Annotated in this window: 23 protein-coding genes; 13 read left to right on the plus strand and 10 right to left on the minus strand. The window is 67.6% G+C overall.

Annotated features, from left to right (window positions below; genetic code table 11):
- Positions 1-84: 84 nt before the first annotated feature.
- Complete coding sequence (locus ACT531_RS03595) at positions 85-756, minus strand: TetR/AcrR family transcriptional regulator (RefSeq protein WP_476016492.1); 672 nt, start codon at positions 754-756, stop codon at positions 85-87.
- Between the two features lie 170 nt (positions 757-926).
- On the opposite strand from ACT531_RS03595, the gene ACT531_RS03600 reads away from it, so the two are divergent.
- The 3 genes from ACT531_RS03600 to ACT531_RS03610 all read left to right on the plus strand — a co-directional run bounded on the left by ACT531_RS03600 (position 927) and on the right by ACT531_RS03610 (position 3,637).
- On the plus strand, positions 927-2,351 hold the full coding sequence (locus tag ACT531_RS03600) for an FAD-binding oxidoreductase (protein WP_476016493.1): 1,425 nt from the start codon (positions 927-929) through the stop codon (positions 2,349-2,351).
- Positions 2,352-2,471: 120 nt separating this feature from the next.
- A complete protein-coding gene (locus tag ACT531_RS03605; protein ID WP_476016494.1) occupies positions 2,472-3,263 on the plus strand; it encodes a hypothetical protein in 792 nt (263 codons plus the stop codon).
- Positions 3,264-3,343: 80 nt separating this feature from the next.
- Positions 3,344-3,637 (plus strand): hypothetical protein, encoded by a 294-nt coding sequence (locus tag ACT531_RS03610; RefSeq protein WP_476016495.1) that lies wholly within the window; start codon positions 3,344-3,346, stop codon positions 3,635-3,637.
- A gap of 142 nt (positions 3,638-3,779) precedes the next feature.
- On the opposite strand, the gene ACT531_RS03615 is transcribed toward ACT531_RS03610, so the two are convergent.
- On the minus strand, positions 3,780-4,136 hold the full coding sequence (locus tag ACT531_RS03615) for an antibiotic biosynthesis monooxygenase family protein (protein WP_476016496.1): 357 nt from the start codon (positions 4,134-4,136) through the stop codon (positions 3,780-3,782).
- Positions 4,133-4,477, minus strand: coding sequence for an NIPSNAP family protein (locus ACT531_RS03620; RefSeq protein WP_476016497.1), 345 nt, complete (start codon positions 4,475-4,477; stop codon positions 4,133-4,135). The genes ACT531_RS03615 and ACT531_RS03620 overlap by 4 nt, the downstream gene beginning before the upstream one ends.
- Positions 4,478-4,556: 79 nt before the next feature.
- Between ACT531_RS03620 and ACT531_RS03625 the strand changes: the two genes are divergently transcribed.
- The gene (locus ACT531_RS03625; RefSeq protein ID WP_476016498.1) at positions 4,557-5,285 is read left to right on the plus strand and encodes an ArsR/SmtB family transcription factor; all 729 of its coding nucleotides are present in this window, start codon (positions 4,557-4,559) and stop codon (positions 5,283-5,285) included.
- Complete coding sequence (locus tag ACT531_RS03630; protein WP_209816647.1) at positions 5,279-5,605, plus strand: YnfA family protein; 327 nt, start codon at positions 5,279-5,281, stop codon at positions 5,603-5,605. Before ACT531_RS03625 ends, ACT531_RS03630 begins: the two co-directional genes overlap by 7 nt.
- Positions 5,606-5,655: 50 nt before the next feature.
- Here ACT531_RS03630 and ACT531_RS03635 read toward each other — a convergent pair whose 3' ends face one another.
- Together ACT531_RS03635 and ACT531_RS03640 are read right to left on the minus strand one after the other, a co-directional pair.
- Entirely contained in the window at positions 5,656-7,245 is a 1,590-nt protein-coding gene (locus tag ACT531_RS03635) for an ABC transporter substrate-binding protein (protein WP_476016499.1), read from the minus strand.
- 165 nt (positions 7,246-7,410) lie between these two features.
- Entirely contained in the window at positions 7,411-7,950 is a 540-nt protein-coding gene (locus ACT531_RS03640) for a BON domain-containing protein (protein ID WP_476016500.1), read from the minus strand.
- Positions 7,951-8,264: 314 nt separating this feature from the next.
- On the opposite strand from ACT531_RS03640, the gene ACT531_RS03645 reads away from it, so the two are divergent.
- The 5 genes from ACT531_RS03645 (at position 8,265) to ACT531_RS03665 (ending at position 16,998) form a co-directional block, all read left to right on the plus strand.
- On the plus strand, positions 8,265-9,326 hold the full coding sequence (locus ACT531_RS03645; protein ID WP_476016501.1) for a ligase-associated DNA damage response exonuclease: 1,062 nt from the start codon (positions 8,265-8,267) through the stop codon (positions 9,324-9,326).
- Positions 9,323-11,050 carry an ATP-dependent DNA ligase gene (locus tag ACT531_RS03650; RefSeq protein ID WP_476016502.1) on the plus strand — a complete coding sequence of 576 codons (1,728 nt, stop codon included), beginning with the start codon at positions 9,323-9,325 and terminating at the stop codon, positions 11,048-11,050. Before ACT531_RS03645 ends, ACT531_RS03650 begins: the two co-directional genes overlap by 4 nt.
- The gene (locus ACT531_RS03655) at positions 11,047-13,779 is read left to right on the plus strand and encodes a ligase-associated DNA damage response DEXH box helicase (RefSeq protein WP_476016503.1); all 2,733 of its coding nucleotides are present in this window, start codon (positions 11,047-11,049) and stop codon (positions 13,777-13,779) included. Before ACT531_RS03650 ends, ACT531_RS03655 begins: the two co-directional genes overlap by 4 nt.
- A gap of 5 nt (positions 13,780-13,784) precedes the next feature.
- Positions 13,785-14,522, plus strand: a complete 738-nt coding sequence (gene pdeM / locus ACT531_RS03660; RefSeq protein ID WP_476016622.1) for a ligase-associated DNA damage response endonuclease PdeM — start codon at positions 13,785-13,787, stop codon at positions 14,520-14,522.
- 241 nt (positions 14,523-14,763) lie between these two features.
- Positions 14,764-16,998, plus strand: coding sequence for an NADP-dependent isocitrate dehydrogenase (locus tag ACT531_RS03665; RefSeq protein ID WP_110960585.1), 2,235 nt, complete (start codon positions 14,764-14,766; stop codon positions 16,996-16,998).
- A gap of 139 nt (positions 16,999-17,137) precedes the next feature.
- Here the strand turns inward: ACT531_RS03665 and ACT531_RS03670 are convergent, their stop codons facing one another.
- From ACT531_RS03670 to ACT531_RS03680, 3 genes are all read right to left on the minus strand, one after another.
- Entirely contained in the window at positions 17,138-18,529 is a 1,392-nt protein-coding gene (locus ACT531_RS03670) for a hypothetical protein (protein WP_476016504.1), read from the minus strand.
- A gap of 177 nt (positions 18,530-18,706) precedes the next feature.
- Positions 18,707-19,219: a DUF1993 domain-containing protein gene (locus tag ACT531_RS03675; RefSeq protein ID WP_476016505.1), complete on the minus strand. Its 513-nt coding sequence runs from the start codon at positions 19,217-19,219 to the stop codon at positions 18,707-18,709.
- Between the two features lie 144 nt (positions 19,220-19,363).
- The gene (locus tag ACT531_RS03680) at positions 19,364-20,641 is read right to left on the minus strand and encodes an MFS transporter (protein WP_476016506.1); all 1,278 of its coding nucleotides are present in this window, start codon (positions 20,639-20,641) and stop codon (positions 19,364-19,366) included.
- A gap of 65 nt (positions 20,642-20,706) precedes the next feature.
- Between ACT531_RS03680 and ACT531_RS03685 the strand changes: the two genes are divergently transcribed.
- The 3 genes from ACT531_RS03685 (at position 20,707) to ACT531_RS03695 (ending at position 24,070) form a co-directional block, all read left to right on the plus strand.
- A complete protein-coding gene (locus tag ACT531_RS03685) occupies positions 20,707-21,648 on the plus strand; it encodes an AraC family transcriptional regulator (protein WP_476016507.1) in 942 nt (313 codons plus the stop codon).
- A gap of 84 nt (positions 21,649-21,732) precedes the next feature.
- The gene (locus tag ACT531_RS03690) at positions 21,733-23,277 is read left to right on the plus strand and encodes a hypothetical protein (protein ID WP_476016508.1); all 1,545 of its coding nucleotides are present in this window, start codon (positions 21,733-21,735) and stop codon (positions 23,275-23,277) included.
- A 157-nt stretch (positions 23,278-23,434) separates the two neighbouring features.
- On the plus strand, positions 23,435-24,070 hold the full coding sequence (locus tag ACT531_RS03695; protein ID WP_476016509.1) for a flavin reductase family protein: 636 nt from the start codon (positions 23,435-23,437) through the stop codon (positions 24,068-24,070).
- On the opposite strand, the gene ACT531_RS03700 is transcribed toward ACT531_RS03695, so the two are convergent.
- Both ACT531_RS03700 and ACT531_RS03705 read right to left on the minus strand, forming a co-directional pair.
- Positions 24,048-25,157, minus strand: coding sequence for an alpha/beta hydrolase (locus ACT531_RS03700; protein ID WP_476016510.1), 1,110 nt, complete (start codon positions 25,155-25,157; stop codon positions 24,048-24,050). The two genes, ACT531_RS03695 and ACT531_RS03700, sit on opposite strands and share 23 nt — an antisense overlap.
- Before the next feature lie 6 nt (positions 25,158-25,163).
- A complete protein-coding gene (locus ACT531_RS03705) occupies positions 25,164-26,126 on the minus strand; it encodes a hypothetical protein (RefSeq protein ID WP_056056992.1) in 963 nt (320 codons plus the stop codon).
- Positions 26,127-26,302: the final 176 nt, after the last annotated feature.

A 26,302-nucleotide genomic window follows, 5' to 3' on the forward strand; every position in this document is an offset into this window, starting at 1 on the left:
ATGTTTGCTGCGAGGGATGCCCGCTTGGCGCGGCATGCAGGTGGTACATGCCGCACACCCCACGGGCAGACAAAGAGGGGGGGATCAGCGGCGACGAGTGCGCGCCTTGATGGGCGCAGCGGCTTCGCACCGGGCGGCAATCCAGTCGGCCAGGCAGGCCAGCTGCGCCTGCTGTGCGGCATCAGGCACGGTGGGCTGGGCGGGCGCAAACAGCTGCAGCAGCCCCAGCCCGCGCAGCGACGACAGCACCAGGCCCAGCAGGCCGTCGCGGTCGGGTTCTGCCGCCAGCTCGGGGAAGGCTTCAAAAAAGCCTTCATGCATGCGCGCCTGCACGCTCTGGCGCAGCTCGGCAATGTGGCCCAGCACCTCGGGCTGGTTGCGGCAGCCCAGGTAGATGTTCCAGGCCACGATGAAGCGCGGCTGCGCATAGACCAGGCCCCACACCGCCTGCACAAACTTCGCGCCCCGTTCGCGCGCGGGCAGCGCCGCGCTGGGCCAGAGTTCGCCCGAGCGCACGGTGGACTCGATCAGCTCGCTCAGCACATTCATCATCAGCACCGCCTTCGACTCGAAGTGGTGCTGCACCGCGCCCGAGGTCATGCCCGCTGACTTGGCCAGCTCGTGGATGGACATCTCCTCCAGGCTGCGGTGCTGGATCACGTCGATGGCCGTGGCGATCAGGTGCTGGCGGGTGGCGGCGCTGCGCTCGGCATGGGTGCGGCGCACCCCGGCCTTGGGGGAAACACGGTGGTTCATAGCGCTTTCACAATATACATTTCGAACGTAATGTATTTATGCAGGCGCCGACCAACAAGCCCGTGAATACCCGCATCCCCGCACAGGCCCAAGTTGGATCACCCAGGGCCCGGCCGCGGTGCCGAACCTAGAATGCTTCTCACTGACCGCACCCACCGGAGACACACACCATGAACGCCCCCACCGCTGCCGCCCACCTGCTGCCCGAAATCAAGCTGCGCGACGTGCCCCAGGCCCTCATCGAGGCGCTGCAGGCCCGCTTTGGCGCGCAGTGCTCGCTGGCCCAGGCCGTGCGCGAGCAGCACGGGCGCGACGAGGGCTCGTTGCAGGCCCCGCCGCCCAGCGCCGTAGTGTTTGCCGAAAGCACGCAGGACGTGGCCGATGCGGTGAAGCTGGCCAGCCAGTACGAAGTGCCTGTGATCCCCTACGGCGCGGGCTCGTCGCTCGAAGGCCACCTGCTGGCCGTGCAGGGCGGCATCAGCATCGACGTGAGCCGCATGAACCAGGTGCTCAGCATCAACGCCGAAGACCTCACAGTGACGGTGCAGCCCGGCATCACGCGCAAGGCCTTGAACGAGGCCATCAAGGACACCGGCCTGTTCTTCCCCATCGACCCCGGCGCTGATGCGAGCATTGGCGGCATGTGCGCCACGCGCGCCAGCGGCACCAACGCCGTGCGCTACGGCACCATGCGCGAGAACGTGCTGGCGCTGGAGGTGGTGACGGCCAGCGGCGAAGTCATCCACACCGGCACGCGCGCCAAAAAGAGCAGCGCGGGCTACGACCTCACGCGCCTCATGGTGGGCAGCGAAGGCACGCTGGGCATCATGACCGAGATCACCGTGCGCCTGTACCCGCTGCCCGAAGCGGTGAGCGCCGCCATCTGCTCCTTCCCCAGCATCGAAGCCGCAGTGCGCACCACCATCCAGACCATCCAGATCGGCGTGCCGATTGCGCGCGTGGAACTCATCGACCACCACACGGTGCGCATGGTGAACGCACACAGCAAGCTCAATCTGCGCGAAGAACCCATGCTGCTCATGGAGTTCCACGGCTCACCCGCCAGCGTGAAGGAGCAGGCCGAGATGGTGCAGGACATTGCCAGCGAATTCGGCGGCCAGGCCTTCGAATGGGCCAGCACGCCCGAAGAACGCACCCGCCTGTGGACGGCCCGGCACAACGCCTACTTCGCCGCCGTGCAAAGCCGCCCCGGCTGCCGCGCCATCAGCACCGACACCTGCGTGCCCATCAGCCGCCTGGCCGACTGCCTGCTCGAATCGGTGGATGAGGTCGAAGCCAGCGGCATCCCCTACTTCCTCGTCGGCCACGTGGGCGACGGCAACTTCCATTTCGGCTACCTCATCGACCCCAACAGCGCCGAAGAACGCACCAAGGCCGAAGCCATGAACCACACCCTGGTTGCCAGGGCACTCTCCATGGGCGGAACGTGCACCGGTGAACATGGCGTGGGCGTCCACAAGATGGGCTTTTTGCTGGACGAGACCGGCACCGGCGCGGTGGACATGATGCGCGCCATCAAGCGGGCGCTGGACCCGAAGAACATCCTGAACCCCGGCAAGATTTTTGCAATGTGAGGGCATGGGGCCGTCCCCCGGGACGGCAGAGACCCTTGGCCGATCGAGCCGCGAAAATGATGGCGGGGGTGCCACCGGGTGCATCTCCGTACCCATAAATGAACAACAAGAGAGGTCAACGTGGGTGCTTGGGGAGCGGGTCTCTTTGCCAACGACACAAGCTGTGATGTTCGCGACGACTATGTCCAGCACTTGAAGCACGGGCTCTCCGCTGAGGAGGCTTGCCAGAAGATCCTGGCCCGGTACGGCGATCTGCTCGCCAATACGGAAATCGCCCGCCTTGTGTACCTCGCCCTGGCCGACACCGCATGGCGCTATGGGCGACTGGATCAGGCACTGAAAGACAAAGCCCTTTCGCTGCTGCAGGCGGGTGGCGATATTGATGTGTGGGAGCGGGACGCACCTGACGACGTCGCGTCGCGCCGCAAAACCCTCCAGGCACTGGAGGCCCGCCTCCACACGCCCCAACCGCCTGAAAAGCCGATCCAGATTTCACCACCACAGCCAAAGAAGATCCGGACCACAGCCCCTGTGGGAACGGTTTTCTCTTTGGACCTGCCCCTGGGAGGCTCGGCCCTGCTGGTGCTGGTGGGGTTTGCGGAGCTGGAGAACAGCGTGGATCCCGTCTTTTCGGTCCTCGGCCAGCGCTTTGCCTCGCCATCAGAGATGCCCGCACAGATTACCGAGAGCGATGCGACGCTGGTGCTTTCAAAGACCTCTTATCAACCCTATCAACACGTCGCCATTCTTCCCAAGGACGAAAGAAAGAACATACTTTCCGGGCTTGACCAAACCAGTATCCCGGTGACCGGCGCCATGCCTTACCAACGCGACCGTACGGTGTGGTTGGCCCTGGGGCGCATTGCCAAAGAAATCGACGCGCACATGGCTACCGAGCCTGCGCGTGCATAGCACCACGCCCCGGCCCCCGACGTGTGTTGCGGCCATGCGAGCGTGTTTTCACAGTGCACAAAAAGCCTATGCCATTTGACATGTACGCCAACGACCAGCACGAAGCCATCCAGCACCAGGAAGAGTTCATCTTTGCGCTGGCCCAGGCCAACGCTCCTCAGTTCCCGGCACTTTCAGCGCTATGGGGGGCGTACTACGACGATCCCCGTATCTCGTCCGCACAAGCCAGCGCACTGTTGCATGAACTGATCGCGCTGCTGGCTATCAACGGCGGTAGCGCCAACAAGTCCCTGGTGAACACCGTCGTTCGTTTGTTGCCCTTTTTCAGCATGGCCAGCCAAGGCGGTCATGAGATCAGAACGCAGAGTGACTGAGAAGATGCGCCCGCGCATCTAGAAAGCGCAAAAGCGGGCATGGAGTTGCGCCGGTCACCCGGCCGGCCGCTGCTGGACGAGTGCGGTGCGCTAACGTGAAGATCACCAAGCGATTCATGTACTTTCGGCTGAATGCAAAGGCTTACGGTATGCCAGTTTCCAGCGTGGCGCGCGAATCCAGCGGCGCTTCTTCCCGGTCGTGCATGCCGTAGTCCCGTACCACATCGGCCACGCGCAAACGGTAGTCACGGAAAATGCTGGCGCGGCCCAGCCGCTGGGTGTGGCGGTGGGCTTCCATCTGCCGCCAACGGGCCACGGCTTCCTCGTCGCGCCAAAAGGACAGCGACAGCAAACGGCCTGGCTCGGTCAGACTATGAAAGCGCTCAATGGAAATGAAGCCATCCACTTGCTCCAGCAGCGGACGCAGCGCTGCAGCCGCTTGAAGGTAGGCGTCCTGCTGGCCGGGCGCTGGTTGAACTTCAAAGATCACGGCCATCATGCAGCAGGCTCCTGGCGGTGGGCGGGCAAGCCCAATGTGCCTTCCACCCCCTGCGTGAACGTGCGCTCCTCGCGCAGGATGAAGCACTTTTCCTGCGCCAGCGCAAAGTTGGCACGGCCTTCGGGGTCGGCGCGCAGGCGGGCGCGGTAGGCCTCGTAGGCGGCCAGCGAGTCAAAGCCGATCAAACCCCAGGCCTCGTAGTTGCTGCCTTCGTGCGGCAGGAAGTAGCCCAGCAAATGGCCGCCGCAGCGGGGAATGATCTGGCCCCAGCGGCGCGCGTATTCGGCAAACGCCTCGCGCTGGAAGGGGTCGATGTGGTAGCGGATAAAGCAGGTGATCATGAAGCTCTGGAATGGTTGGTGGACAAGGGCTTCACGATAGGCGGTTGACGGCACTCGATGGTTCGCCCAAGATCGAACCATGAAAGACGGCCCCCACATCGCGCGCATAGCCGCGCTCATCGGCGACAGCGCACGCGCCGAAGTCCTCACCGCCCTGATGGCGGACCGCGCGCTCACGGCCACCGAGCTGGCCGACATTGCAGGCGTGACCAAGCAGACCATCAGCGCCCACCTCGCCAAGCTGCTGGATGCGGGCCTGATCGCCGTGGAGAGCCAGGGCCGGCACCGCTACTTCCGGCTGGCAGACCGGGATGTGGCGCACTTGCTGGAGTCGCTGATGAACGTGGCGTTTCGCGCCGGTGCCGTGCGGCTGCGCGCCAGCCCTCGGGAGCCTGCGCTGCGCCGCGTGCGCATGTGCTACGACCACTTGGCGGGCGAGGTGGGCGTGCAGTTTTATGAAGCACTGGTACGCCAGGGCATGCTGCAGGCCACGCCCCAGGGGGCGGCCATCACGCCCGCTGGCACGCAATGGTTTGCGCACGTGGGGATCGACACGTCCATGCTGGGGCAGCAACGGCGCATGGTGTGCCGCCCCTGCCTGGACTGGAGCGAGCGCCGCCACCACCTGGGCGGCGCCCTGGGCGCGGCGCTGCTGCAGCGCCTCTTCGACGGGGGATGGGCCCACCGCGCTCAGGACTCGCGCGTGGTGCACTTCACCCCCAAGGGCGAGCTGGCGCTGCGCCAGTGGCTGGCCACCCATTCGGATGCCCCGAACCCCAGTGCCGCACAAGGCCCCGCACCATGCTGAATACCCTGCTGCTTTTCATCGCCACGGCCCTCGCTGAAATTGTGGGCTGCTACCTGCCCTGGCTGTGGCTCAAACAAGGCAAGCCCGCGTGGCTCCTGTTGCCTGCTGCCGCGAGCCTGGCGCTGTTTGCCTGGCTCTTGACGCTGCACGACACCGCTGGCGCAGGCCGCGTGTATGCGGCCTACGGCGGGGTCTATATCGGGGTGGCACTGGTATGGCTGTGGGCGGTGGATGGGATCCGCCCCACGCCATGGGATGTGGCGGGCGTGCTGGTGGCGCTGGCGGGCATGGCGATCATCATGCTGCAACCTGCGCGCTGACGCAGACATGCACCGTGGGCAAGGCGCTGACCAGTACTTCAGGAAGCGACTCAATTCACCTTGATCAACCGCCAGTCGATGCGGTTGTCCGGCCGCTGCACCAGCTCCACGTTTTTCTTCATGGCCCAGGCCAGCATCTGGTTGTGCAGGGGGATGTGGGCCACGGTGTCGTTCTGCAGCTGCAGGCCTTCGGTCAATAAGCGGTTGCGCACGGGCAGGTCGGTCTCGGTCTTCACGCGGTCCACGATGTAGTCCATGCGCTCGTTGCTATAGCGGCCCAGGTTGTAGTTGCCGTCGCCGCCCGTGGTCTTGGTGCGGGTGAGCGACTGCAGCGTGTAGAGCGCATCGAACGTGGGCACGCCCCAGCTCAGCAGCGCGATGCTGGCCTCGTGGCGCTGGGCCATGGGGTAGTAGCTCACGGCGGGCATGGTGCGCAGCTTGGCCTTGACGCCGATGCGCGACCACATGGCGGTGATCGCCTGGCACAGTTGCTCGTCCTGCACGATGGCGTTGTTGCTGCAGGCAAAGTCCACCTCAAAGCCATCGCTGTAGCCGGCCTGCGTCAGCAGCTCTTTGGCGGCACTGGGGTCGTAGGGCAGACGCTTGTCCACCGCGTCGGTCCACCCGTTGACCAGGGGCGACACCATCGCGCCGGTAGGTTTGGACATGCCGCGCATGGTCACGCGCTGCAGGGTCGCGCCATCGATGGCCTGGTACAGCGCCTTGCGCACACGCAGGTCCTTCAGCGGGTTCTTGCCCTTGATGTTGCTGCCGGGCAGCTCGTCGCGGAACTGGTCCATGGCCAGGTACACAGTACGGTTCTCCACCATCTCCATGACCTTGAGGTTCGGGTTGGCCTTGATGCGGCCCAGGTCCTGGATGCTGGTGTCGCGCACCATGTCCACCTCGCCGGACAGCAGCGCGGCAATGCGCGTCGCCTCGGACTTGATGGGCAGGTAGGTGATCTCGGTCACGTTGCCTTCCGCCTTGCCCGCGTTCCACCAGCCCGGGTTGGCAGCGAACACGATCTTCTGGTCGGGCACCCATTCCTTGAGCACGAACGGGCCGGTGCCCATGGCATTGCGGTGCGAATAGGTTTCGTCCTTCGCCTTGATGTCCTTGGGCTCCACTGCGTTGTTCTTCTCGGCCCAGGCCTTGCTCATCACGCGCAGCTCGGTCAGCTGGTTGAGCAGCACGGGGTTGGGGTTCTTCAGAAAGATGTCGATGGTCTCGCCATCCACCTTGGCAATGCGGTCCATGCCCTGGGTGTAGATGGCGTAGGTGGAGGTCTTGCTCATCGCGCGCTGCAGCGAATAGACCACATCGTCCGCCGTCATGGGCGAGCCGTCGCTGAACTTCACGCCCTGGCGCAGCTTGAAGCGCATCTGCGTGGGGCTGACCGGCTGCCACGACGTGGCCAGCAGCGGCTCCACCCTGAGCGTGCGGCTGTTGAACATCACCAGCGACTCATACACCGCCGCATGGATGCCGTTGCCCAGAGCGCTGTTCTGCGAATGGATGTCCATGGTCTGGATGTCACTGGAGCCGGACCACTTGAAGGGTTTGGCCGACACGGCGGGGGAAACAACGACTGCCAGGGCCAGGGTGGCTGCCGCTGGCAATGAAAACTTGAATGGCATGAAAACTCCCTCATCAATGAAGCGTTACGAACCGGCAATATGCAGCAGGACGCGCACCAGCCCAAGCGCTTGGCAAGCGGTGTGGTGCCGGTGATTCATCGCTGGCGCCAGGACCATCGCGCAATCACTGCGCCTGGGATACGCGCCGCCAACTGGCCGCGCATGTCACGGCTTTTGCGGCAAGGCCAGCGGGTACCGCGCCGCCGCTGCATCCGTCCCCACCTGCAGCAGGTTGATCACCCCCATCACATCGTCCACCAACCACACTGCCTTCTCCAGCGAGTCGGACTGCGCCTGCGACTGCACGCATCCCTTGAGCGTCACCAGCCGCCGCTCGCCCAGCACCCACACGCTGGTGTCGTCAAAGCGGCCGTCCTGCTGGATATAGCGCTGCACTCGCGGGATGATCTCGGCGTCGTACAGGTAGGAGTTGGGCAGGCGACAGCGCCCCACGCGATGACAACTGCCGCCATGTTGGGAGCGCACATGCGCTAGCTCGCGCACCTCGGCCTCGGTGTACAGCGGCCCCTCGGGCACAGGGCACTCGGCGATGGCATGGGTCACCTGAACGAAAGGGTCGTTGAAGGCGTTGGTGCGCGGCGGGCCATCGGCAGGGGCCTGGGCGGCGCCCCCTGCAGCGCACAGAGCCATGGCCGAGCCGCCCAGCAGGGCACAAAGCGACCGATACGACGGATACAAGCGCATGGATGAATCCCCGGCTGCGGGCCAGCGCCGCAGGCGACGCCATCCTACGGGCGTGGTGTTCTGCAGTAAAGACAGACGCAGGTACGCAGAACGCGGCGCAGTCCTGCAGACGGCGCAATCCACAACGGGATGATGGAGGGCATGCTCCGGCAGCGGGACGACCCCGCAGACCAAACGCTTCACTATTGATAGCAAACAAGGCATATGAAACCTGCGCATGCAGCAGATTGAATGCCCAAAAGGCCTGTAACAGCCCGCCGCGCAAACCCGGGCGGCCCCACCGACTTTGCCTTGCCGCCTACGATGCCACACGCATGCTCCGCAATGACTTGATCGTCCACCGCCCCGAAGGCCTGTATTGCCCGCCTGGCGACTTCTACATCGACCCCTGGCGGCCGGTGGATAGGGCCGTGATCACGCATGCCCATTCAGACCACGCGCGCATGGGCTCGGCCCACTACCTGGCACACGAGGACAGCGCGGGCACGCTGAGCAACCGGCTGGGCGCGGGCATTGATCTGCAGACGCTGGGCTACGGCGAGGTCGTCGACCACCATGGCGTGCGCCTGTCGCTGCACCCAGCGGGCCATGTGCTGGGCTCGGCCCAGGTGCGCATCGAGCACGGCGGCCAGGTGTGGGTGGCCTCGGGCGACTACAAGCTGGAAGACGATGGCACCTGTCCGCCGTTCGAGCCGGTGCGCTGCCACACCTTCATCACCGAATCGACCTTTGGTCTGCCCATCTACCGCTGGCCGTCGCAGCCCACGCTATTTGCCGACATCAATGCCTGGTGGGCGGCCAATGCGGCGGCGGGCAAGGCCAGCGTGCTGTATGCGTATGCCTTCGGCAAGGCGCAGCGGCTGCTGCACGGGGTAGATGCCAGCATCGGGCCCATCGTGGTGCATGGGGCGGTGGAGCCGCTCAACGCCGTGTACCGCGCGGCCGGTGTAGCCTTGCCACCCACGCTGCGTGTGACGAACCCGGGCCTGACCAAGGCGGACCTGAAACGCGCGCTGGTGCTGGCCCCGCCATCGGCAGCCGGTACGCCCTGGCTCAAGCGCTTTGGCGAACACTCCGACGCGTTTGCCAGCGGCTGGATGCTGGTGCGCGGCGCACGCCGACGCCGGGGCGTGGACCGGGGCTTTGTAATGAGCGACCACGCCGACTGGCCCAGTTTGCAGCAAGCCATTGGTGCCACGGGCGCGGAGCGCGTCATCGTGACCCACGGCAGCACGGCCGTGATGGTGCGCTGGCTGTGCGAGCAGGGGCTGGACGCCCAGGTGTTTGCGACCGAATACGGTGCCGATGACAACGAGGACGATGCAGGCGCTGTGCCCGAAGCAAGCGGGCAACCCGCACCCGAGGGGGCGGCATGAAGGCCTTTGCCCAGCTGTTCCAGGCGCTCGACGCCACCACCGCGCAGTCGGCCAAACTCGCGGCGCTGGTGGCGTACCTGCGCGCGGCACCGCCCGCCGATGCGGCCTGGGCCACCTACTTTCTGGCAGGCGGCAAGCCCCGCCAGATGGTGCCCACCAAGCGCCTGAAGGCGCTGGCGCAAGAGGCTGCCGGCCTGCCCGAGTGGCTGTTCGAAGAAAGCTACCAGGCCGTGGGCGACCTGGCCGAAACCCTGGCGCTTCTGCTGCCCCCACCCACCCAACCCACCGAACTGACGCTGGCCGAATGGATGGCCCAGCTGCTGCCCCTGCGCGCCCTGCCGCCCGACGAGGCCGACGCCCGCCTGCGCACGCAATGGGACAGGCTGGCGCCCGAACAGCGCTTTGTGTACTTCAAGCTCATCACCGGCAACTTCCGCGTGGGCGTGTCACGCCTCCAGGTGACGCAGGCGCTGGCCACCGTGAGCGGGCTTGACCCCAAGCGCATCGCGCACCGGCTGATGGGCTACACGCAGATCGGTCGGCAGCCGCAGGCCAGCGACTACCAGGCGCTGATCGCGCCGGTGGACGACGATCCCAATACGCCGGATGCCGCCGATGCGGGCCAGCCCTACCCCTTCTTTTTGGCCCACCCGTTCAACCAGCCCGCGGCCGAAATGCCTGCACTGCTGGGCACACCCGGCGACTGGCTGGTGGAATGGAAGTGGGACGGCATCCGCGCGCAGATCGTGCGGCGCGCGGGCGCGGCGTGGGTCTGGTCGCGCGGGGAGGAACTAGTGACCGACCGCTTCCCCGAACTGGCCGAGGCCGCGATGGTGCAGCTCCCTGACGGCACGGTGGTCGATGGCGAGATCTTGGTGTGGTTGCCGGGCGAGCCTCAGCCCCGCCCCTTTGCCGACCTGCAAAAGCGCCTGGGCCGCAAGACCCTGGGCCCGAAGCTGCTGCGCGAACTGCCCGTGGTACTGGTGGCCTACGACCTGCTGGAGCACGCGGGGCAAGACCTGCGCCAAGAGCCGCAGCAGGCCCGCCGCGCGCTGCTGGAGGCCACGCTGCAACGGCCTGACGACACCAATATCGCACCCGCACCCGCAGCCGCAGCCGCAGCCGCAGCCGCACCGCACAAGACCTTACGCCTGAGCGAGTTGCTGCACGGCGCCGACTGGCCGGACCTGGCGCGCCAGCGCGAGGCCGCGCGCAGCATGGGCACCGAGGGCTTCATGCTCAAACACCGCAGCGCGCAGTACGGCGTGGGCCGCACCAAGGATGTGGGCGTGTGGTGGAAGTGGAAGATCGACCCCATGAGCGTGGACGCCGTGCTCATCTACGCCCAGCGCGGCCACGGCCGCCGTGCCAGCCTCTACACCGACTACACCTTCGCCGTGTGGACCGGGCCGCAGGACGACCCGGAGCGCCAGCTCGTGCCTTTTGCCAAGGCCTATTCGGGCCTGACCGATGCCGAGATTACGCAGGTGGACGCCATCATCCGCAAGACCACGCGCGAAAGCTTTGGCCCCGTACGCAGCGTGGATGCGACGCTGGTGTTTGAGCTGGGCTTTGAAGGCATCGCAAAGAGCCCACGCCACAAGAGCGGCATTGCCGTGCGCTTTCCGCGCATGCTGCGCTGGCGGCAGGACAAACCCGTGGCCGAGGCCGATACCTTGCAAACGCTGATGGCGTTGTTGCCCGGGCAGGACGTTGCGGCATGAGCACCACCCGCCGCCTGCGCAAGGCCCTGACCCCGGTGGCACCGAGTGCCGCAGCCGCCTGGATGGCGGCGCGGGGCTGGCAACCCTTTGGCTTCCAGCACGACGTGTGGCGCGCGATGGGCGAGGGCCGCTCGGGCCTGCTGCATGCCACTACAGGGGCTGGCAAGACCTATGCGGTATGGCTGGGCGCGCTGCAGCACTTGGCACAGGCGGATGCTGCACCTGCGCCCGAAGAAGCCCCCAAAGCACCCAACGCCCGCACCGCCCTGCGCACGCGCCGCGCTGCGGCACCGCCCCTCACCGTGCTGTGGATCACGCCCATGCGCGCACTCGCTGCCGATTCGCTGCGCGCCCTGCAGGCACCGTTGCCCGACCTGGCCCCCACCTGGACCAGCGGCCTGCGAACCGGAGACACCGCCAGCGGCGAGCGCGCCGCGCAAGATCGCCGCCTGCCCACGTTGCTGGTGACCACGCCCGAAAGCGTCTCGCTGCTGCTGGCCCGCGCCGATGCGCGTGAGCGCCTGGCCAGCGTGCGCTTGGTGGTGGTGGATGAGTGGCACGAGTTGGTGGGCAACAAACGCGGCGTGCAGGTGCAGCTGGCGCTGGCGCGCCTGTCGGGCTGGAACCCGGCGCTGCAGGTGTGGGGCATGTCGGCCACGCTGGGGAACCTGGACGAGGCCCTGCACACCTTGCTGCCCCAACCTATGCCCAGTGCACCCGGCGTGACGCACCCACCGCCCGCCGTGCTCCTGCAGGGCCGTATCGACAAGCGGCTGGAGGTGCAGGTGATGCTGCCCGCGCGGGCCGATCGCTTTGCGTGGGCGGGCCACATGGGGCTGAGCCTGCTGCCGCAGGTGGTGCAGTCGATCGAAGCGGCGGCGTCCACGTTGGTATTCACCAACACCCGGTCGCAAGCCGAGCGCTGGTACCAGGCGCTGCTGGAGGCGCGACCCGACTGGGCGGGCACCGTCGCGCTGCACCATGGGTCGCTGGGGCATGAGGTGCGCGACTGGGTGGAGCAAGGCCTCAAGGCCGGGCAGCTCAAGGCCGTGGTGTGTACATCGAGCCTGGACCTGGGCGTGGACTTTTTACCGGTGGAGCAGGTGCTGCAAATCGGCTCGGCCAAGGGCGTGGCGCGGCTGGTGCAGCGTGCGGGCCGCTCGGGCCATGCGCCGGGGCGCAGCTCCAGCATCACGCTGGTGCCCACGCACAGCCTGGAGCTGGTGGAGGCCGCCGCCGCGCGCCATGCGCTGGCACAGGGCCGCATCGAAGACCGGCACACGCCGCGTGCGCCGCTGGATGTGCTGGTGCAGCACCTGGTGACCGTGGCGCTGGGCGGCGGCTTTGTGCCCGATGCACTGCTGGCCGAAGTGCGCCGCGCACCGGCCTACGCTGCCTTGACTGACAACGACTGGCAGTGGGCGCTGCAGTTCGTGCGCCAGGGCGGCGCATCGCTGGCCACCTACCCGGACTTTCATCGCGTGGTGCCGGACGACGAGGGTGTGTGGCGCGTGCCCGATGCGCGCCTAGCGCGCCGCCACCGCAGCAACATCGGCACCATCGTGAGCGACGCCGCCATGCAGGTGCAGTTTGTGAGCGGCGGGCGCCTGGGCTCTGTGGAAGAGAGCTTCATCGCGCGGCTGCGCAAGGGCGATGTGTTCATGTTTGCAGGCCGGCTGCTGGAGCTGGTGCGCACCCAGCAGATGACGGCCTATGTGCGCATCGCCCCCAAGGGCAGCGCCGCCCTGCCGCGCTGGAGCGGCGGGCGCATGCCGCTGTCGAACACGCTGGCCGATGCGATGCTGGAAAAGCTGGCGCAGGCCGAGCGCGGCGCGTTCACCACGCCCGAGATGCGCTGCGCCCAGCCGCTGCTGGAGCTGCAGCAGGCCTGGTCGGCCCTGCCCACACCCAGCCGCCTGGTGGCCGAGACGCTGCACACCCGCGAGGGATGGCACCTGTACCTGTACCCGCTGGCGGGGCGCCTGGTGCACCTGGGGCTGGCCGGGCTGCTGGGCTGGCGCGCGTCGCAGCAGGTGCCCAACACCTTCTCCATCGCGGTCAACGACTACGGGCTGGAGCTGCTGTCGGCCAAGCCCGTGGACTGGGCCACGCTGCTGCCGCGCCTGATTGGCGAGGGCACGCACACCACCATCGGTAGCGGGCTGGAAGAGGAAGTGCTGGCCAGCCTGAACGCCACCGAGATGGCGCGCAGGCGCTTTCGCGAGATCGCGCGCATTGCCGGGCTCATCTTTCAAAGCCACCCGGGCGAGCAGCGCAGCAGCCGCCAGCTGCAGGCCTCGTCCTCGCTGTACTACGACGTGTTTGCGCAGTACGACCCGGGCAACCTGCTGCTGGCCCAGGCCCGTGCCGAGCTGCTGACGAACGAGCTGGACATGGAGCGCCTGGCGCACACACTGCGCGGCATGCAGGCGCAGACCCTGTCCATCCACGCGCTGGAGCGCCCCACACCATTCGCCCTGCCGCTGATGGTGGAGCGCTTTCGCGAGCGCCTGAGCACCGAGACCCTGGCCGACCGGCTGGCGCGCATGGTGCAGGCGCTGGAGCAGGCGGCCGACGTCACCACCGGCACCCACCTTGCGCAGCACGCAGTGCAGCCCACGGACATGGTGTGGGACCTGCCCGAAAGCTCTGGGCCCCGCACACCACGCGCGCGCCAGGCTGCGGCTGGGGACGCCCCCCGCCGCGCCCGCGGACGCCACGGATTCTGAGCATGATGACCACGCTTCCCTTCCACACATCCGTCCCCGAGACGCAGGCCGTCCCTGCGCTCCCCATGGGTGCGCATGCCATCACCCTGCCCTGCGGCACGGCCCTGCAGCTGTTGCCCCAGCGCGCGCTGTGGTGGCCCGCGGCGCGCATGGTGATGGTGGCGGATGTGCATTTCGGCAAGGCGGCCACCTTCCGCCGCGCGGGCCAGCCGGTGCCCCATGGCACCACGGCCGACAACCTGGTCCGGCTGGATGCGGTGCTGGCTGCCACTGGTGCTGACCACCTGGTGTTCTTGGGGGATTTTCTGCACGCGCGCAGCGGCGCTGCCGATGCGCTGTGGCAGCAGTTGCTGCCCTGGCGCCAGCGCCATGCGCATGTGGCGATGACTCTGGTGCGCGGCAATCACGACCAGCACGCGGGCGACCCGCCGGCGGCGCTGGCTCTGGCGCTGGTCAACGAGCCCTGGTTGCCCTGTGCCGATGCGCCGGTGCTGGCCTGCCACCACCCACAGGCCGTGGCGGGCCACACGGTGATTGCCGGGCACCTGCACCCCACGCTGCGGCTGCGCGGCCCGGCGCGGGATGCGCTGCGGGCGCCTTGCTTTGGCTGGGGTGACGGGCAGTTGGTCCTGCCCGCCTTCGGGGCCTTCACCGGCACGGCGCCCGACACCCTGCCCGCGCACTGGGCGCAGTTTGCGGTGCTGCCGGGCCGGGTGGTGGCTGTTCCAGGGACTTTGTCGTAGGGTCTGCAGGGGGTGGCGCGCGGGCGCCAAGACGATCAAACTGCAGGGGGCCGCAGGGTGATTACCACCTATTTGGTGAAAAAAAGTGCCCTGGACTTATGATAATTTTGCATTGTGAGATTCGATTGCAAAAATAGCGGGCTGTGACAGCCCCGAGCAAGGAGAATCAGAGAGCATCCGCGTTTGGCCCCGCTGCGACGCAGCCGGGGGCATCTACCTACTCTGTTTCGTGAGACAAGCCATGACGACCCAGCAACCTTCCATCATCTACACCCTGACCGACGAGGCACCCCGTCTGGCCACGGCTTCCTTCCTGCCCATCATCCGCACGTTTGCGGCGCCGGCAGGCATCAACGTGCTGGAGAGCGACATCTCGGTGGCGGCACGTATCCTGGGTGAGTTCCCCGACTACCTGACCGAAGAACAGCGCGTGCCCAACAACCTGGCCGAGCTGGGCAAGAAGACGCTGCAGCCCGATGCCAACATCATCAAGCTGCCCAACATCTCCGCGTCCGTCGCGCAGCTCAAGGCCGCCATCGCCGAGCTGCAGTCCAAGGGCTACGCGCTGCCTGACTACCCCGACCAGCCCAAGGACGACAAAGAGAAAGAAATCAAGGCCCGCTACAGCAAGTGCACCGGCTCGGCCGTGAACCCTGTGCTGCGCGAAGGCAACTCCGACCGCCGCGCCCCCAAGGCCGTGAAGGAATACGCCCGCAAGAACCCGCACAGCATGGCCGAGTGGAGCCAGGCATCGCGTTCTCACGTGTCGCACATGCACGCTGGCGACTTCTACCACGGCGAAAAGTCCATGACGCTGGACAAGGCGCGTGACGTGAAGATGGAGCTGATCACCAAGAGCGGCAAGGCCATCGTCTTGAAGCCCAAGGTCAGCCTGCTGGACCGCGAAGTGATCGACAGCATGTTCATGAGCAAGAAGGCGCTGCTGGAGTTCTACGAGAAGGAAATCGAAGACGCACGCAAGACGGGCGTGATGTTCTCGCTGCACGTGAAGGCCACGATGATGAAGGTGTCCCACCCCATCGTGTTCGGCCACTGCGTACGCATCTTCTACAAGGACGCATTCGCCAAACACGCCAAGACCTTTGAAGAGTTGGGCGTGAACGTGAACAACGGCATGGTGGACCTGTACACCAAGATCGAGACGCTGCCGCAAAGCCAGCGCGACGAGATCAAGCGGGACCTGCACGCCTGCCACGAGCACCGCCCCGAGCTGGCCATGGTCGACTCGGCCAAGGGCATCACCAACTTCCACTCGCCCAACGACATCATCGTGGACGCCTCCATGCCCGCCATGATCCGCAACGGCGGCAAGATGTGGGACGCCAACGGCCGCCTGAAGGACGTGAAGGCCGTGATGCCCGAATCGACCTTCGCCCGCATCTACCAGGAGATCATCAACTTCTGCAAGTGGCACGGCGCGTTCGACCCCAAGACCATGGGCACCGTGCCCAACGTGGGCCTGATGGCGCAGCAGGCCGAAGAATACGGCTCGCACGACAAGACCTTCGAAATCCCTGAAGACGGCGTGGCCAACATCACCGACCTGGCCACTGGCGAAGTGCTGCTGAGCCAGAACGTGGAGCAAGGCGACATCTGGCGCATGTGCCAGGTCAAGGACGCCGCGATCCGCGACTGGGTGAAGCTGGCCGTGAACCGCGCCCGCAACTCCGGCATGCCCGTGGTGTTCTGGCTCGACTCGTACCGCCCGCACGAAGCGCAGCTGATCACCAAGGTCAAGATGTACCTGCACGAGCACAACACCACTGGCCTGGACATCCAGATCATGAGCCAGGTGCGTGCGATGCGCTACACGCTGGAGCGCGTGATCCGTGGCCTGGACACCATCAGCGCCACCGGCAACATCCTGCGCGACTACCTGACCGACCTGTTCCCCATCATGGAACTGGGCACCTCGGCCAAGATGCTGTCCATCGTGCCGCTGATGGCCGGTGGCGGCATGTACGAAACCGGTGCGGGCGGCTCGGCCCCCAAGCACGTGCAGCAGCTGGTGGAAGAAAACCACCTGCGCTGGGATTCGCTGGGTGAGTTCCTGGCGCTGGCCGTGTCGCTGGAAGACCTGGGCCTCAAGAACAACAACCCCCGCGCCAAGCTGCTGGCCAAGACGCTGGATGCCGCCACGGGCAAGCTGCTGGACAACAACAAGAACCCCTCGCCCAAGACCGGCCAGCTGGATAACCGCGGCAGCCAGTTCTACCTGGCCCTGTACTGGGCGCAAGAGCTGGCCGCGCAGACCGAGGACGCCGAACTGGCCGCCAAGTTCGCGCCCCTGGCCAAGCAGCTGACCGAGAACGAGCAGAAGATCGTGCAAGAGCTGAACGCCGTGCAGGGCCAGCCCACCGACATCGGTGGCTACTATCTGCCCGACGTGGCCAAGCTGGACGCCGTGATGCGCCCCAGCGAGACGCTGAACAAGGCGCTGGCTTCGGTGGCCTGATCCTTTTCGGCCGCTCCAACGCAAAGGCCCCGCAGTGCGGGGCCTTTTTTATTTCGGGACCTGGGAGTTAGCGCGACCACCGAGGGCCGTGCGCCGCAGTCGATGCTCCGTCTGCCGCGCAGCCCCCAGAGCCACGTTCTCAGGGCCGGTCGCGGTCTGCCACGCGGCTGCTCAAGGGCTTGGGCACATAGGCCGGCACAAAGGCGCAGCCCTTGCCAAAACGCGCCTCGTTGGCCGGGCACTGCTGGGCAATGCCCTCGGGCGTGGGCTTGGCGCCCTCGTCCACCCAGCGCAGCAGCGCGGTCATCAGCGTGGGGTAGGTGGGGTCGCTCAGGTAGCTGTGGGTGTTGTGCTGGGTGAAGGTCTGCACCAGGCGCTCCGCGCTGCCGCCTTGCGCCATGGTGGCCTGAAAGGCCGCGTCCAGTTCGACAAAGGCCGTGGGGTCGTCCACGCCCTTGACGGTGAGCACCGGCACGGGGATGCGGCCGGTCAGGTCCGTGTCCTGCGCAAAGCGGGCCACGGCAGCAGGGTCGGCCCGGTAGCGCAGCACGGCGGCGTTCAGCGCGGCATCGTCGGGCGAGCCCCGGTACAACACGCCCCGGTTGCCAAACGGGCTGGCGCCGCCCGTGCGATGCTGCACCACGTCGCGGAAGTGGAAGGTGGCCCAGTTCATGTGGCCCTGGATGGAGCTGGCCGGGATGCGGATCACGTCCACGATGGTTTGGACCTTGCGCTGCTGCTCGGGCGTGCGCTCGGCCACCGGCTTGTTCAGCGCCAGGCATTCGTTCACGCGCGCGGCCAGGTCCGCCTGCGTCATCGCCGCATCGGCAGGCAGGCCGATGTTCAGCGGGTACTGCGCCTCGGTGGGCCGGGGGTGGTTGTTGCACAGGTACTGGTAGACCACGCGCAGGTCGGTGCGGAAGTCGTACGAGCGGGTGCCGCCCGCCAGCACGCCGCTGGTGAGCAACACGGCGTCATACGGGCGCTTACCATCTGCCGTGGTCTGGAACATCTCGGCCCCCTTGGCCGCCACGCTGGCGCCCCAGGACTGGCCGTGCAGGATGGTGCGCTTCGGCTGGGCCACATGGCGCACGAAGATCTGGCGCAGCCGCTCGGTGTCCTCGGCGGCGGCACGCACCTCGACGCCGCCCTGGCGGAAGGTGCTGCCCGCCCACGCATACCCCGCGCGAACCATGATGGCCCAGCGCTCCAGGTCTTCCACCGACCGCTCCATCTTCGGCGCGCCCAGGGCCGGGCCGCCGTGGGCGTGCAGCACCAGGTGGCCGTTCCACTGCTGCGGCACCGCCACCAGGTAATACGCACCGGCCGAATCCTTGCCCGACAGGCAGCGGGCGATGGGCGCCAGGTCCTTGGGGCACGGGGTGGCCGTGGGCGCAGCCTCAGCAGCGGCACTCACCGGCGCCGAGGCTGGTGGTTGTACAGGCACCGGCGCGCAGGCCGAAAGCAGGCAGGTTACGCCGGCCAGCGCCAGGGCTGGCAGGGTGCGTGGTGTGACGTAGGGGGTGGGCATGGGTCGGGTCTCCGTTGTCTTTTTTGTCCGCGCCGGGCGCCGTGTCTAAAACTACAAGTTTGATAGCACCTCAGGCATGTTTCACTAGCGCTACGGGCCATTTTTGCCCACATCTGCGTGCCTGGCCCCACACGGCAGCACCCGGGGCACCTTGGCGCCCCGGGACAGGGCCCAGGGTCAGAACTTGCCCATGTAGTCGCGCTTGCCCAGCTCCACGCCGTTGTGGCGTGCGATGGCGTAGGTTGCGTTCACGTGGAAGAAGAACTGGGGCAGGCCGTAGTGCAGCAGGTAGTGTTCGCCCACAAACTGCTTCTCGCGCGGCGTGCCGGGCTGGATGGTGATCTGGCGCGTGGCGGCCTCGGCAAACGCGGCTTGCGGAAGGCTGTCGATGAACGCCAGCACGGTGCTGATGCGCTCGTTCAGGTCGGCAAAACCGGAGCGCTCGGCGTCGGGCAGCGAAGGCACCTCCACACCGGCCAGGCGCGCGGCCACGCCCTTGGCAAAGTCGCAGGCGATCAGCACCTGGCGGGCCATGGGGAACATGTCGGGGAACAGGCGGGCCTGCAGCAGCGCGTCCGGCTCGATCTTGCGTGCCGTGGCATGGGCCTCGGTCTTGGCCAGGATGTCCTGGAGCGAGCCCAGCATCTGGCGAAAGACAGGGATGCTGGCGTTGTACATGGGGTTCGTCATGGGCGAGGTCCTGGAAGTGTGTTGAAAACAGAGGGCGCCGCTCTGGGCCCTGCCAACCAGGGCCCCGGCGCCACCGACCGCGATTGCAACACAGGCCCGCGCGGCGTGCTGGCCGCCGTGCGTATCCCCTCCCCCATCGGCCTTTCAGGCCGCCGCAGGCACGGGCCGCGAAGCCCGTGCGGCCACGCCCACCCCCACCAGCGCCGCCGACACCACGCTCAGGCCCAGGGTCACGGCCGAGCCGTAGAAGATGCCCGCCGTCATGCCGTGGTCCAGCATGGCGCCGAACACCGGTGCCGCCAGGCAAAAGCCCAGGTCCAGCCCCGAATACACCGTGCCATACACGCGGCCCGTGGCGCCGGGGGGCGCGGCGCGTTTGATCAGCATGTCACGCGAAGGCCCGGCCAGTCCTGTGCCCAGCCCTGCCACCGAGGCCACCACCAGCGCCACCATGCCCGGCAGCAGCCCGGAGGCCACCACCACCAGCAGAGCGGCCGAGCCCAGCAGGCACACGGAGATGATCTTCTCCAGCCGCTGCACACGGCCCACCAGAAAGCCGCCCACCAGCATGCCCGCCGCGCCGCACAGCATGTAGCCCGTGACCACCATGGCCGTCACGCTCAGCGGCAGGCCGTACATGGACTGCAGCGCCGGGCTGGCAAAGCTCTGGATGGCGCTGAGTGCGCAGGTGCTCCAGAAGAAGAACGAGAAGCACAGCCACACCGAGGGCAGCTTGAGGAAGGCCATGGGGTGCTCGGGCTTCGCCGCCGCTGCACCGCCCTTGGCCTGATGCGCCCAGGCGCCCTGGCGGTCGTCAATCGCATCGCGGTTCCACACCATGATGGCCAGCACCGTGAGGGCCAGCAGGCCGCCGCACAGGCAGGCCGTGCGCCACGAGCCCGTGGCCGTGGCAATGCCCGCCATGAACACCGGCGCCGTCGCCCAGCCCAGGTTGCCGCTGATGCCGTGCACCGAAAAACCATGACCCAGGCGCCGTGGCGACACGCGCTTGTTCAGAATCGTGAAGTCCACCGGGTGGAACGGCGCATTGCCCAGCCCGGCCAAAGCCGCCGCCAGCAGCAGGCCCGTGTAGCCCTGCGCCGTGCCCGCCGCCAGGCCTGCGGCGGCAAAGCTCGACAGCGCAAAAAACATCACCGGCCGCGCACCCACGCGATCCACCAGGAAGCCCGACAGCGCCTGGCCCACGCCCGAGATCACGAAGAACACCGACACCAGCAGACCCAGCTCGGAATAGCTGAAGCCGAACTCCCCGATCAGCCACGGAAACAGCGGCGGCAGCAGCATGTGAAAGAAGTGCGAGCTGCCGTGGGCCAGGCCGATGAGGCCGATGGTGCGGGCGTCCTGCCGCAGGGGGACGGGGTTGGCAATGGTGGCGGTAGCGCCGGAGGTGGAAGCAGTCATGGGCTCGATCTTAGGCAGCATGGCCTCGGCAGGTTTACGATAGGCAGACAACTTCTATCGCAAACATGCCAAACCCGCCCACTGAACTCGCCGTGCCCGCCGAACCGGGGGGGGAACACTTTGCGGCCCAGGCCGTGTCCCGCGCGCCCGCCGGCAAGCCGCGCGGCATGTCGTACGTGGACTCGCTCACGCCCGAGCTGTTTGTGCCCACAGCCGCCCGCCCGGTGCGCGCCAAGCTGCGCTGGCTGGCCGCCGACACGCAGGTCATGCCCCACAGCCACCCGTGGGCTCAGGTGGCGATATCGACCACGGGCGTGATCCGCCTCACGGTGAACCACGGCACCTACATCGTGCCGCCATCGCGCGCGCTGTGGATTCCGCCCGGCGTGGAACATGCCGTGACCATGGTCGAAGACGCCGACCTGCGCACGCTCTACTTCCACCAGCCCCGGGGCCGCTGTGGCCCCGGCGTGCCGCGCGACCAGGAAGACGCCTGGCGCCAGTGCCGCGTGCTGGAGGTGTCCGACCTGCTGCGCGCCCTGGTGCGCGAGATGCCCACCACGCCCGACGGCGGCCCCACGATCAGCACCGCCGACCTGCGGCGCGAACAGCATCTGAGCGCCCTGGTCAGGGGCGAACTGGCCCGCGCCGCCGCCGTGAAGCTGGGCGTGGACCTGCCCCAGGACAAACGCTTGCGCCACCTGTGCGAGGCCGTGCTGGCCGACCCCACGCGCCACGACACCCTGGCCGACTGGGCGCAGGACACGGGTGCCAGCCCCCGCACCGTGGCGCGGCTGTTCCGCTCCGAGCTGGGCAGCACCTTCACCCAGTGGCGCCAGCAAGTCATCCTGGCCAAGGCCGTGTCGCTGGCCGCCGGCCGCATGCCCATGGGCCAGATCGCCGCCGAACTGGGCTACAGCCCCAGCGCCTTCAGCGCCATGGTGCGCAAGTCGGTGGGGCAGCCGCCGGGGCGGTTTCTGGGGCAGCAGCAGCCGGTACCGCAGTGAGGGAGGTGAGTACAGGGTGCCAGTGCATCGGTACCATGGAACAACATGACACCCCTTCGCACTCCACGCACTCTTCGTTCCCTGATGTTGGTCGCGCTGGTGTGCGCGCCCCTTGCACTGGCCCACGCCGCGTCGCTGGACGTCACACCCGACACGCTGATCGAACGCGCCAACCTGCTGCGCGACGCCCGCGAGCGCCCCTGGGACCCGGCCACGGGCCGGCTGGGAAACTTGCGGCATGTGCACATCATCGCCAACGACTGCACGGTGCGCGTGGTGTCGGGTGCGGAGAACCGGCTGTTCCTCGGGCGAGGGACGTTCCAGATCGCCGACACCACCTACAGTGTGGACCGCCACGGTAGCAGCCGCCCCAGGCCGTACGACGTGACGATCAGCGCCGCGCAGGGCGCGTCGGCCGTTCCGCGCGTGGGCGCTGACAACACTGCAGTGTGCTTCACGCTGCAGCTGGCCACAGCCCACGAACTGCTGTTACGCGGTGACAACCTGAAGGTGCTTTTTGACCGGGTGGACCTGCCGGTATTGCGCATGAGCCTGAACCCTAGCCACGGCATGAAGCTGTGGTTCCATGAGGCGCGCCTGGGGCTGCTGAGCGTGAGCTCCAACGCATCGGTGGTGGCGGGTGGTACAGGGCAGGTCCAGTGGCTGCAGCTGGCCAGCTCGCAACGCAGCACAGCGCTGCTGTTCCACGACATGGATGCGCGCCACGTGGGGGTGTCAGCCACCACCACCCGGGCACGGTTTTCCATCCGCATTGGCGCAGACACAGAAGCAGGCTACTACCAGCCGGCCAGCGCGCCGGGCAAGATCGCACTGGAATACCCGATCTGGATCGATGGCCCCGTCAGCGCGCTCAAAGTGCCTGCGGGCCGCGTGAACCCCATGCCCCTGACCAGCGCCCTGCGGGATGAAACCCACGCTCTGCAACAGGAGGTGATGGGCCTTGCCGGCCCCCGGCCGGTACTGCCGACGCCCGACCCTGGCGCTCCGCCTCCCTCGGGCGCGCAGGCTGCCAGCGGTGAGCCCGTCTCGCCGCGCCAGCGTGTCAGCGATGTGCTGCAGCCGCTGCTGCCACGCGGCGTGACCCTGGGCAAGATCGACCTGTGGAAGGACGGTGCGGCGCTGGAAGGCCGCGCACCCGATGACGCGGCCGTGCGCGAGTGGGCACAGGCGCTGGAGCGCTCGGGCGAGGTGCGCAGTTCGCAGGTGGCTTGGGTTCGGCGCGAGGCAGACCAGGTGGCCTACCGCGTGCTCGTCACCTTTCTGTGCGCAGCGCCGGGTGACCGCAGCGTGTGCCTGCCAGCGACGGGCAGCGCTTACACCCAACAACAGGTGGAAGACGCGCTGCGCCCGGTGCTGGGCAACGGGGTAACGCTGACCAAGCTGGTGCTGCGCGACGGCAAGCGCGGCCAGCTGGTCGAGCTGGAGGGAAGCGGCAGCGAGGCGGAGGTCCGCGCGGCGCTGGAGCGCGTGCGCCAGCAGGTCTCCTGGTTGACGGCGTCGAGCTCCGGCATCGGCCAGGGCACGTTCTCCGCACAGCTGCGCATGGTGTGCACCGTTCCGCCGCGCGCCACCCCCGGCATCTGCGCCGCGCCCAGCCCGACCCGCTGAGCCAAGGGTCGGTGCTTCAGCACTCCAACAAGCCCTTTCCGCCCATCCAACAAGCGTTAACAGCTATTAAAAGGTGAGCGCATTGATACCCCCGTGACCGCAGCGTGCTGCGTCTACCGCTAAGGTACTGGCTGTCTGTCACTGCCCGCAAAGCCCCATGACCACCCCACCGCCCGCACGCACCTTCCACAGCTACGAACCCCGCCAGGGCCACGGCCTGCCGCACGACCCGTTCAACGCCATCGTGGGGCCGCGCCCCATTGGCTGGATCTCCACGCAAAGCGCCACAGGCGCCACCAACCTGGCGCCCTACAGCTTCTTCAACGCGTTCAACTACGTGCCGCCCATCGTGGGCTTTGCCAGCATTGGCTACAAGGACACGGTGCGCAACGTGCACGCCACGGGCGAGTTCGTGTGGAACCTGGCCACCCGCGATCTGGCCGAGGTGATGAACCAGAGCTGCGCCGCCGTGCCGCCCGAGGTCAGCGAGTTCGACCTGACCGGCCTCACCCCCCTGCCCTCCACCCGCGTGCGCCCGCCACGCGTGGCCGAAAGCCCGGTCACCTTTGAATGCCGCAGCACGCAGATCCTGCAGCTGCAGGGGGTGGACGGGGCCCCGGTGGACACCTGGCTGGTGCTGGGCGAGGTGGTGGCCGTGCACATCGATCAGGCGCTGCTGAAAGACGGTGTTTACGACACCGCCAATGCGGGGCACATCCTGCGCGGCGGCGGCCCGGCGGACTATTTCACAGTAGGGCCGGGGCAGTTGTTCAGGATGTACCGGCCGCGCTAGGAGCCTGCTGCTCTCGCAGCAGTCGCAGTGGCGCACACAGCCCGGCGGCCGGTTGACGGGCCCATTGCTCGGTCCAGGCCCACACCTGCTGCACGCCGTCCATCCCTGCGGCGGCACGCTGCAGGCCGTGGTCGGCACCGTCGATGCGCCGCGCACAGTAGGGCGCGGTGCGCAAGGCGGCCAGCTCCGCAAAACGTGTGTAGGCCACGGCGGGCACCAGCGCATCGTCGCTGCCCCACACCTGCAGCAGCGGCCAGGGACCTTGCAGCAGGGGCAGGGTCAGCGGCCAGTTCCACAGGTCGCGCCAGTAACCCAGGCTGCGCCCCTGCACCACCACGCTGTCGTGCGGAGCGCCCGCCACGATCTGGCCCAGCGCTGCCCAGTCGCCCTGCACGCCCAGGCGGCGGGCCTGCAATGCCCCTGCCTCCTGCGGGTCCAGCCCGCTGGCGCCAATGAGCACCAATCCGGCCAGGTGCGGTACCTCAGGGGCCAGCGCGGGAAGCAGCTCGGCCCCTTCAGAGATGCCCACCAGCAGCTGCGGCAGCGCGGGCTGCCCCTGGCGTAACAGGGCATCGGCACGCAAGGCCGCGCGGGCGTGTGCGAGCCAGGTGGAATGCCGGTCCAGCGAAACAAAGCTGTGCGGGCAGTCGGCGGGGGCGGTGCGGGCTCCGGGGTCTACGCCCGGCTTGTGCAGCACCAGCACCTGCGCGTGCAGCAGGCCCGCAAAGTAGCGGTCCGCGATGGGCCCCATGCCCGCGCAGCCCGAGCCGGGGATAACGATCACGCGGTAGCGCAGCGGCGCGGTGCGCTCCGCGCGCTGCAGGGTCTGGAGCACGGCGCCGCCCGCGCCCGGCAAGGCCCGCTGAATGAACCCGGCGTCCGGCGCCGGGCCCTGTTCTATGGCGGGCATCACAGGGGCCGGCTGTGCAGCACTCGCGCCCCCGTGTGCGTGGGGGGCCACGCAACCCGTCAGCGTCAAGGCCAGGGCGGCAGACGCAAAAAAGGCCAGCGCGGGGCTGGCCTTGGAGAGAGCAGGCACCGCACGGGCCGGGGCCCGCGAGGGCTGCGGGTGCACGGTGGGGCGCACGGCGGCTTACTTGAGGATCAGCACCTGCTCGGGCTGCTGCGGTTGCGGCACAGGCATGGGCTGGCCGCCCTGCTGGTACACCACCGGTGGACGCACGCCGCGCGCCAGATTCGCGTCGGTGTAGCCCAGTTGCACCGCGAGCTGCTGGTACACGTCCTGCGCCAGCGATAACGAGGTTTCACGCATCACCTTGGCCCGGTTGGGGGGCGCAATGTCGCCACGGATCGACAGGATCTTGGTGTCGTTGCCTTCGCCCTGGGCGGAGAACGCGGCCTTGATCTCGTAGGTCTTGGTGTTGATGAGCGAGAAGTCGGCCAGCAGCTGCAGGCCGTACTGGCGCGTGGCGCTGGTGGTGCCCTGCAGGGGCGAGAGCGCGTCGGTGAACTCGATGCTGGACACCACGCCAAACAGCACGTAGTCGGCGCCGTTGAACTCGCCCTTCTTGATGCGGGTGATCACGTCGTTGACCTGGGGCTGTGCCTGGGGCGTGGCCATCTTGCCGCCCTGCACCTGGTTGAGCACCTGCTCGGCCTTGCTGGGCTGGGGCTTGCCAGCGTCAAAGCCCTTGCCCTGCACCAGGCGGAAGTACGTGCCCTGCAGGATGGCGCCCTTGATGTCGTTGGTGTAGCCGCCCAGTTCACGCTGCTCGATGTAGCTGTAGCGCCCGGCCACATAGGTGCCGCTGGCCTGCTCAGACGCTTGCATGGACTGCTGGCCGGAGTATGAGCCCCCGCCGCCGTACATGCCGTGGCTGTGGCTGCCGCCCTGGCTGCCCTGCGCGCTCATCTGGCTGCTGCGCTGGTAGGTGCCGGCCATGAAGTATTCGGACACGCGCTGGGCGTAGGCCAGGTCGGTCACGGCGATCTTGGGCGCGGCGCCGGGCTGCTGCGCCTGCGCGCCCGTGCCCCAGGCCAGCGTGGTGGCCGCGATCACGGCCAGGGCCGTGTGGAGGGTGATTCTGCGTTGCATGGTGTGCTCCTTGTGAGCTAACGGAAAGTCATGAATTCATCGAGCGATGTGGCTTCAGCACCGACATCCTTCGAAACTGGCGCGGCCCAGGCCAGCGGCCGCCGTGCAAGGGCCGCCCCGCCGCACTGGCGGCGTCCCCCTTCCCGGCGAAGCCGAGAGAAGGGGGAAGGCGCACA

The sequence above is a fragment of the Acidovorax sp. DMC1 genome (assembly GCF_056314325.1).

Coding starts and splice junctions, on each gene's coding strand:
- ACT531_RS03595 (WP_476016492.1), bottom strand. CDS start 756: ATGAACCACCGTGTTTCCCCCAAGGCCGGGGTGCGCCGCACCCATGCC.
- ACT531_RS03600 (WP_476016493.1), top strand. CDS start 927: ATGAACGCCCCCACCGCTGCCGCCCACCTGCTGCCCGAAATCAAGCTG.
- ACT531_RS03610 (WP_476016495.1), top strand. CDS start 3,344: ATGTACGCCAACGACCAGCACGAAGCCATCCAGCACCAGGAAGAGTTC.
- ACT531_RS03615 (WP_476016496.1), bottom strand. CDS start 4,136: ATGATGGCCGTGATCTTTGAAGTTCAACCAGCGCCCGGCCAGCAGGAC.
- ACT531_RS03620 (WP_476016497.1), bottom strand. CDS start 4,477: ATGATCACCTGCTTTATCCGCTACCACATCGACCCCTTCCAGCGCGAG.
- ACT531_RS03625 (WP_476016498.1), top strand. CDS start 4,557: ATGAAAGACGGCCCCCACATCGCGCGCATAGCCGCGCTCATCGGCGAC.
- ACT531_RS03630 (WP_209816647.1), top strand. CDS start 5,279: ATGCTGAATACCCTGCTGCTTTTCATCGCCACGGCCCTCGCTGAAATT.
- ACT531_RS03635 (WP_476016499.1), bottom strand. CDS start 7,245: ATGCCATTCAAGTTTTCATTGCCAGCGGCAGCCACCCTGGCCCTGGCA.
- ACT531_RS03640 (WP_476016500.1), bottom strand. CDS start 7,950: ATGCGCTTGTATCCGTCGTATCGGTCGCTTTGTGCCCTGCTGGGCGGC.
- ACT531_RS03645 (WP_476016501.1), top strand. CDS start 8,265: ATGCTCCGCAATGACTTGATCGTCCACCGCCCCGAAGGCCTGTATTGC.
- ACT531_RS03650 (WP_476016502.1), top strand. CDS start 9,323: ATGAAGGCCTTTGCCCAGCTGTTCCAGGCGCTCGACGCCACCACCGCG.
- ACT531_RS03655 (WP_476016503.1), top strand. CDS start 11,047: ATGAGCACCACCCGCCGCCTGCGCAAGGCCCTGACCCCGGTGGCACCG.
- pdeM (WP_476016622.1), top strand. CDS start 13,785: ATGACCACGCTTCCCTTCCACACATCCGTCCCCGAGACGCAGGCCGTC.
- ACT531_RS03665 (WP_110960585.1), top strand. CDS start 14,764: ATGACGACCCAGCAACCTTCCATCATCTACACCCTGACCGACGAGGCA.
- ACT531_RS03670 (WP_476016504.1), bottom strand. CDS start 18,529: ATGCCCACCCCCTACGTCACACCACGCACCCTGCCAGCCCTGGCGCTG.
- ACT531_RS03675 (WP_476016505.1), bottom strand. CDS start 19,219: ATGACGAACCCCATGTACAACGCCAGCATCCCTGTCTTTCGCCAGATG.
- ACT531_RS03680 (WP_476016506.1), bottom strand. CDS start 20,641: ATGACTGCTTCCACCTCCGGCGCTACCGCCACCATTGCCAACCCCGTC.
- ACT531_RS03685 (WP_476016507.1), top strand. CDS start 20,707: ATGCCAAACCCGCCCACTGAACTCGCCGTGCCCGCCGAACCGGGGGGG.
- ACT531_RS03690 (WP_476016508.1), top strand. CDS start 21,733: ATGTTGGTCGCGCTGGTGTGCGCGCCCCTTGCACTGGCCCACGCCGCG.
- ACT531_RS03695 (WP_476016509.1), top strand. CDS start 23,435: ATGACCACCCCACCGCCCGCACGCACCTTCCACAGCTACGAACCCCGC.
- ACT531_RS03705 (WP_056056992.1), bottom strand. CDS start 26,126: ATGCAACGCAGAATCACCCTCCACACGGCCCTGGCCGTGATCGCGGCC.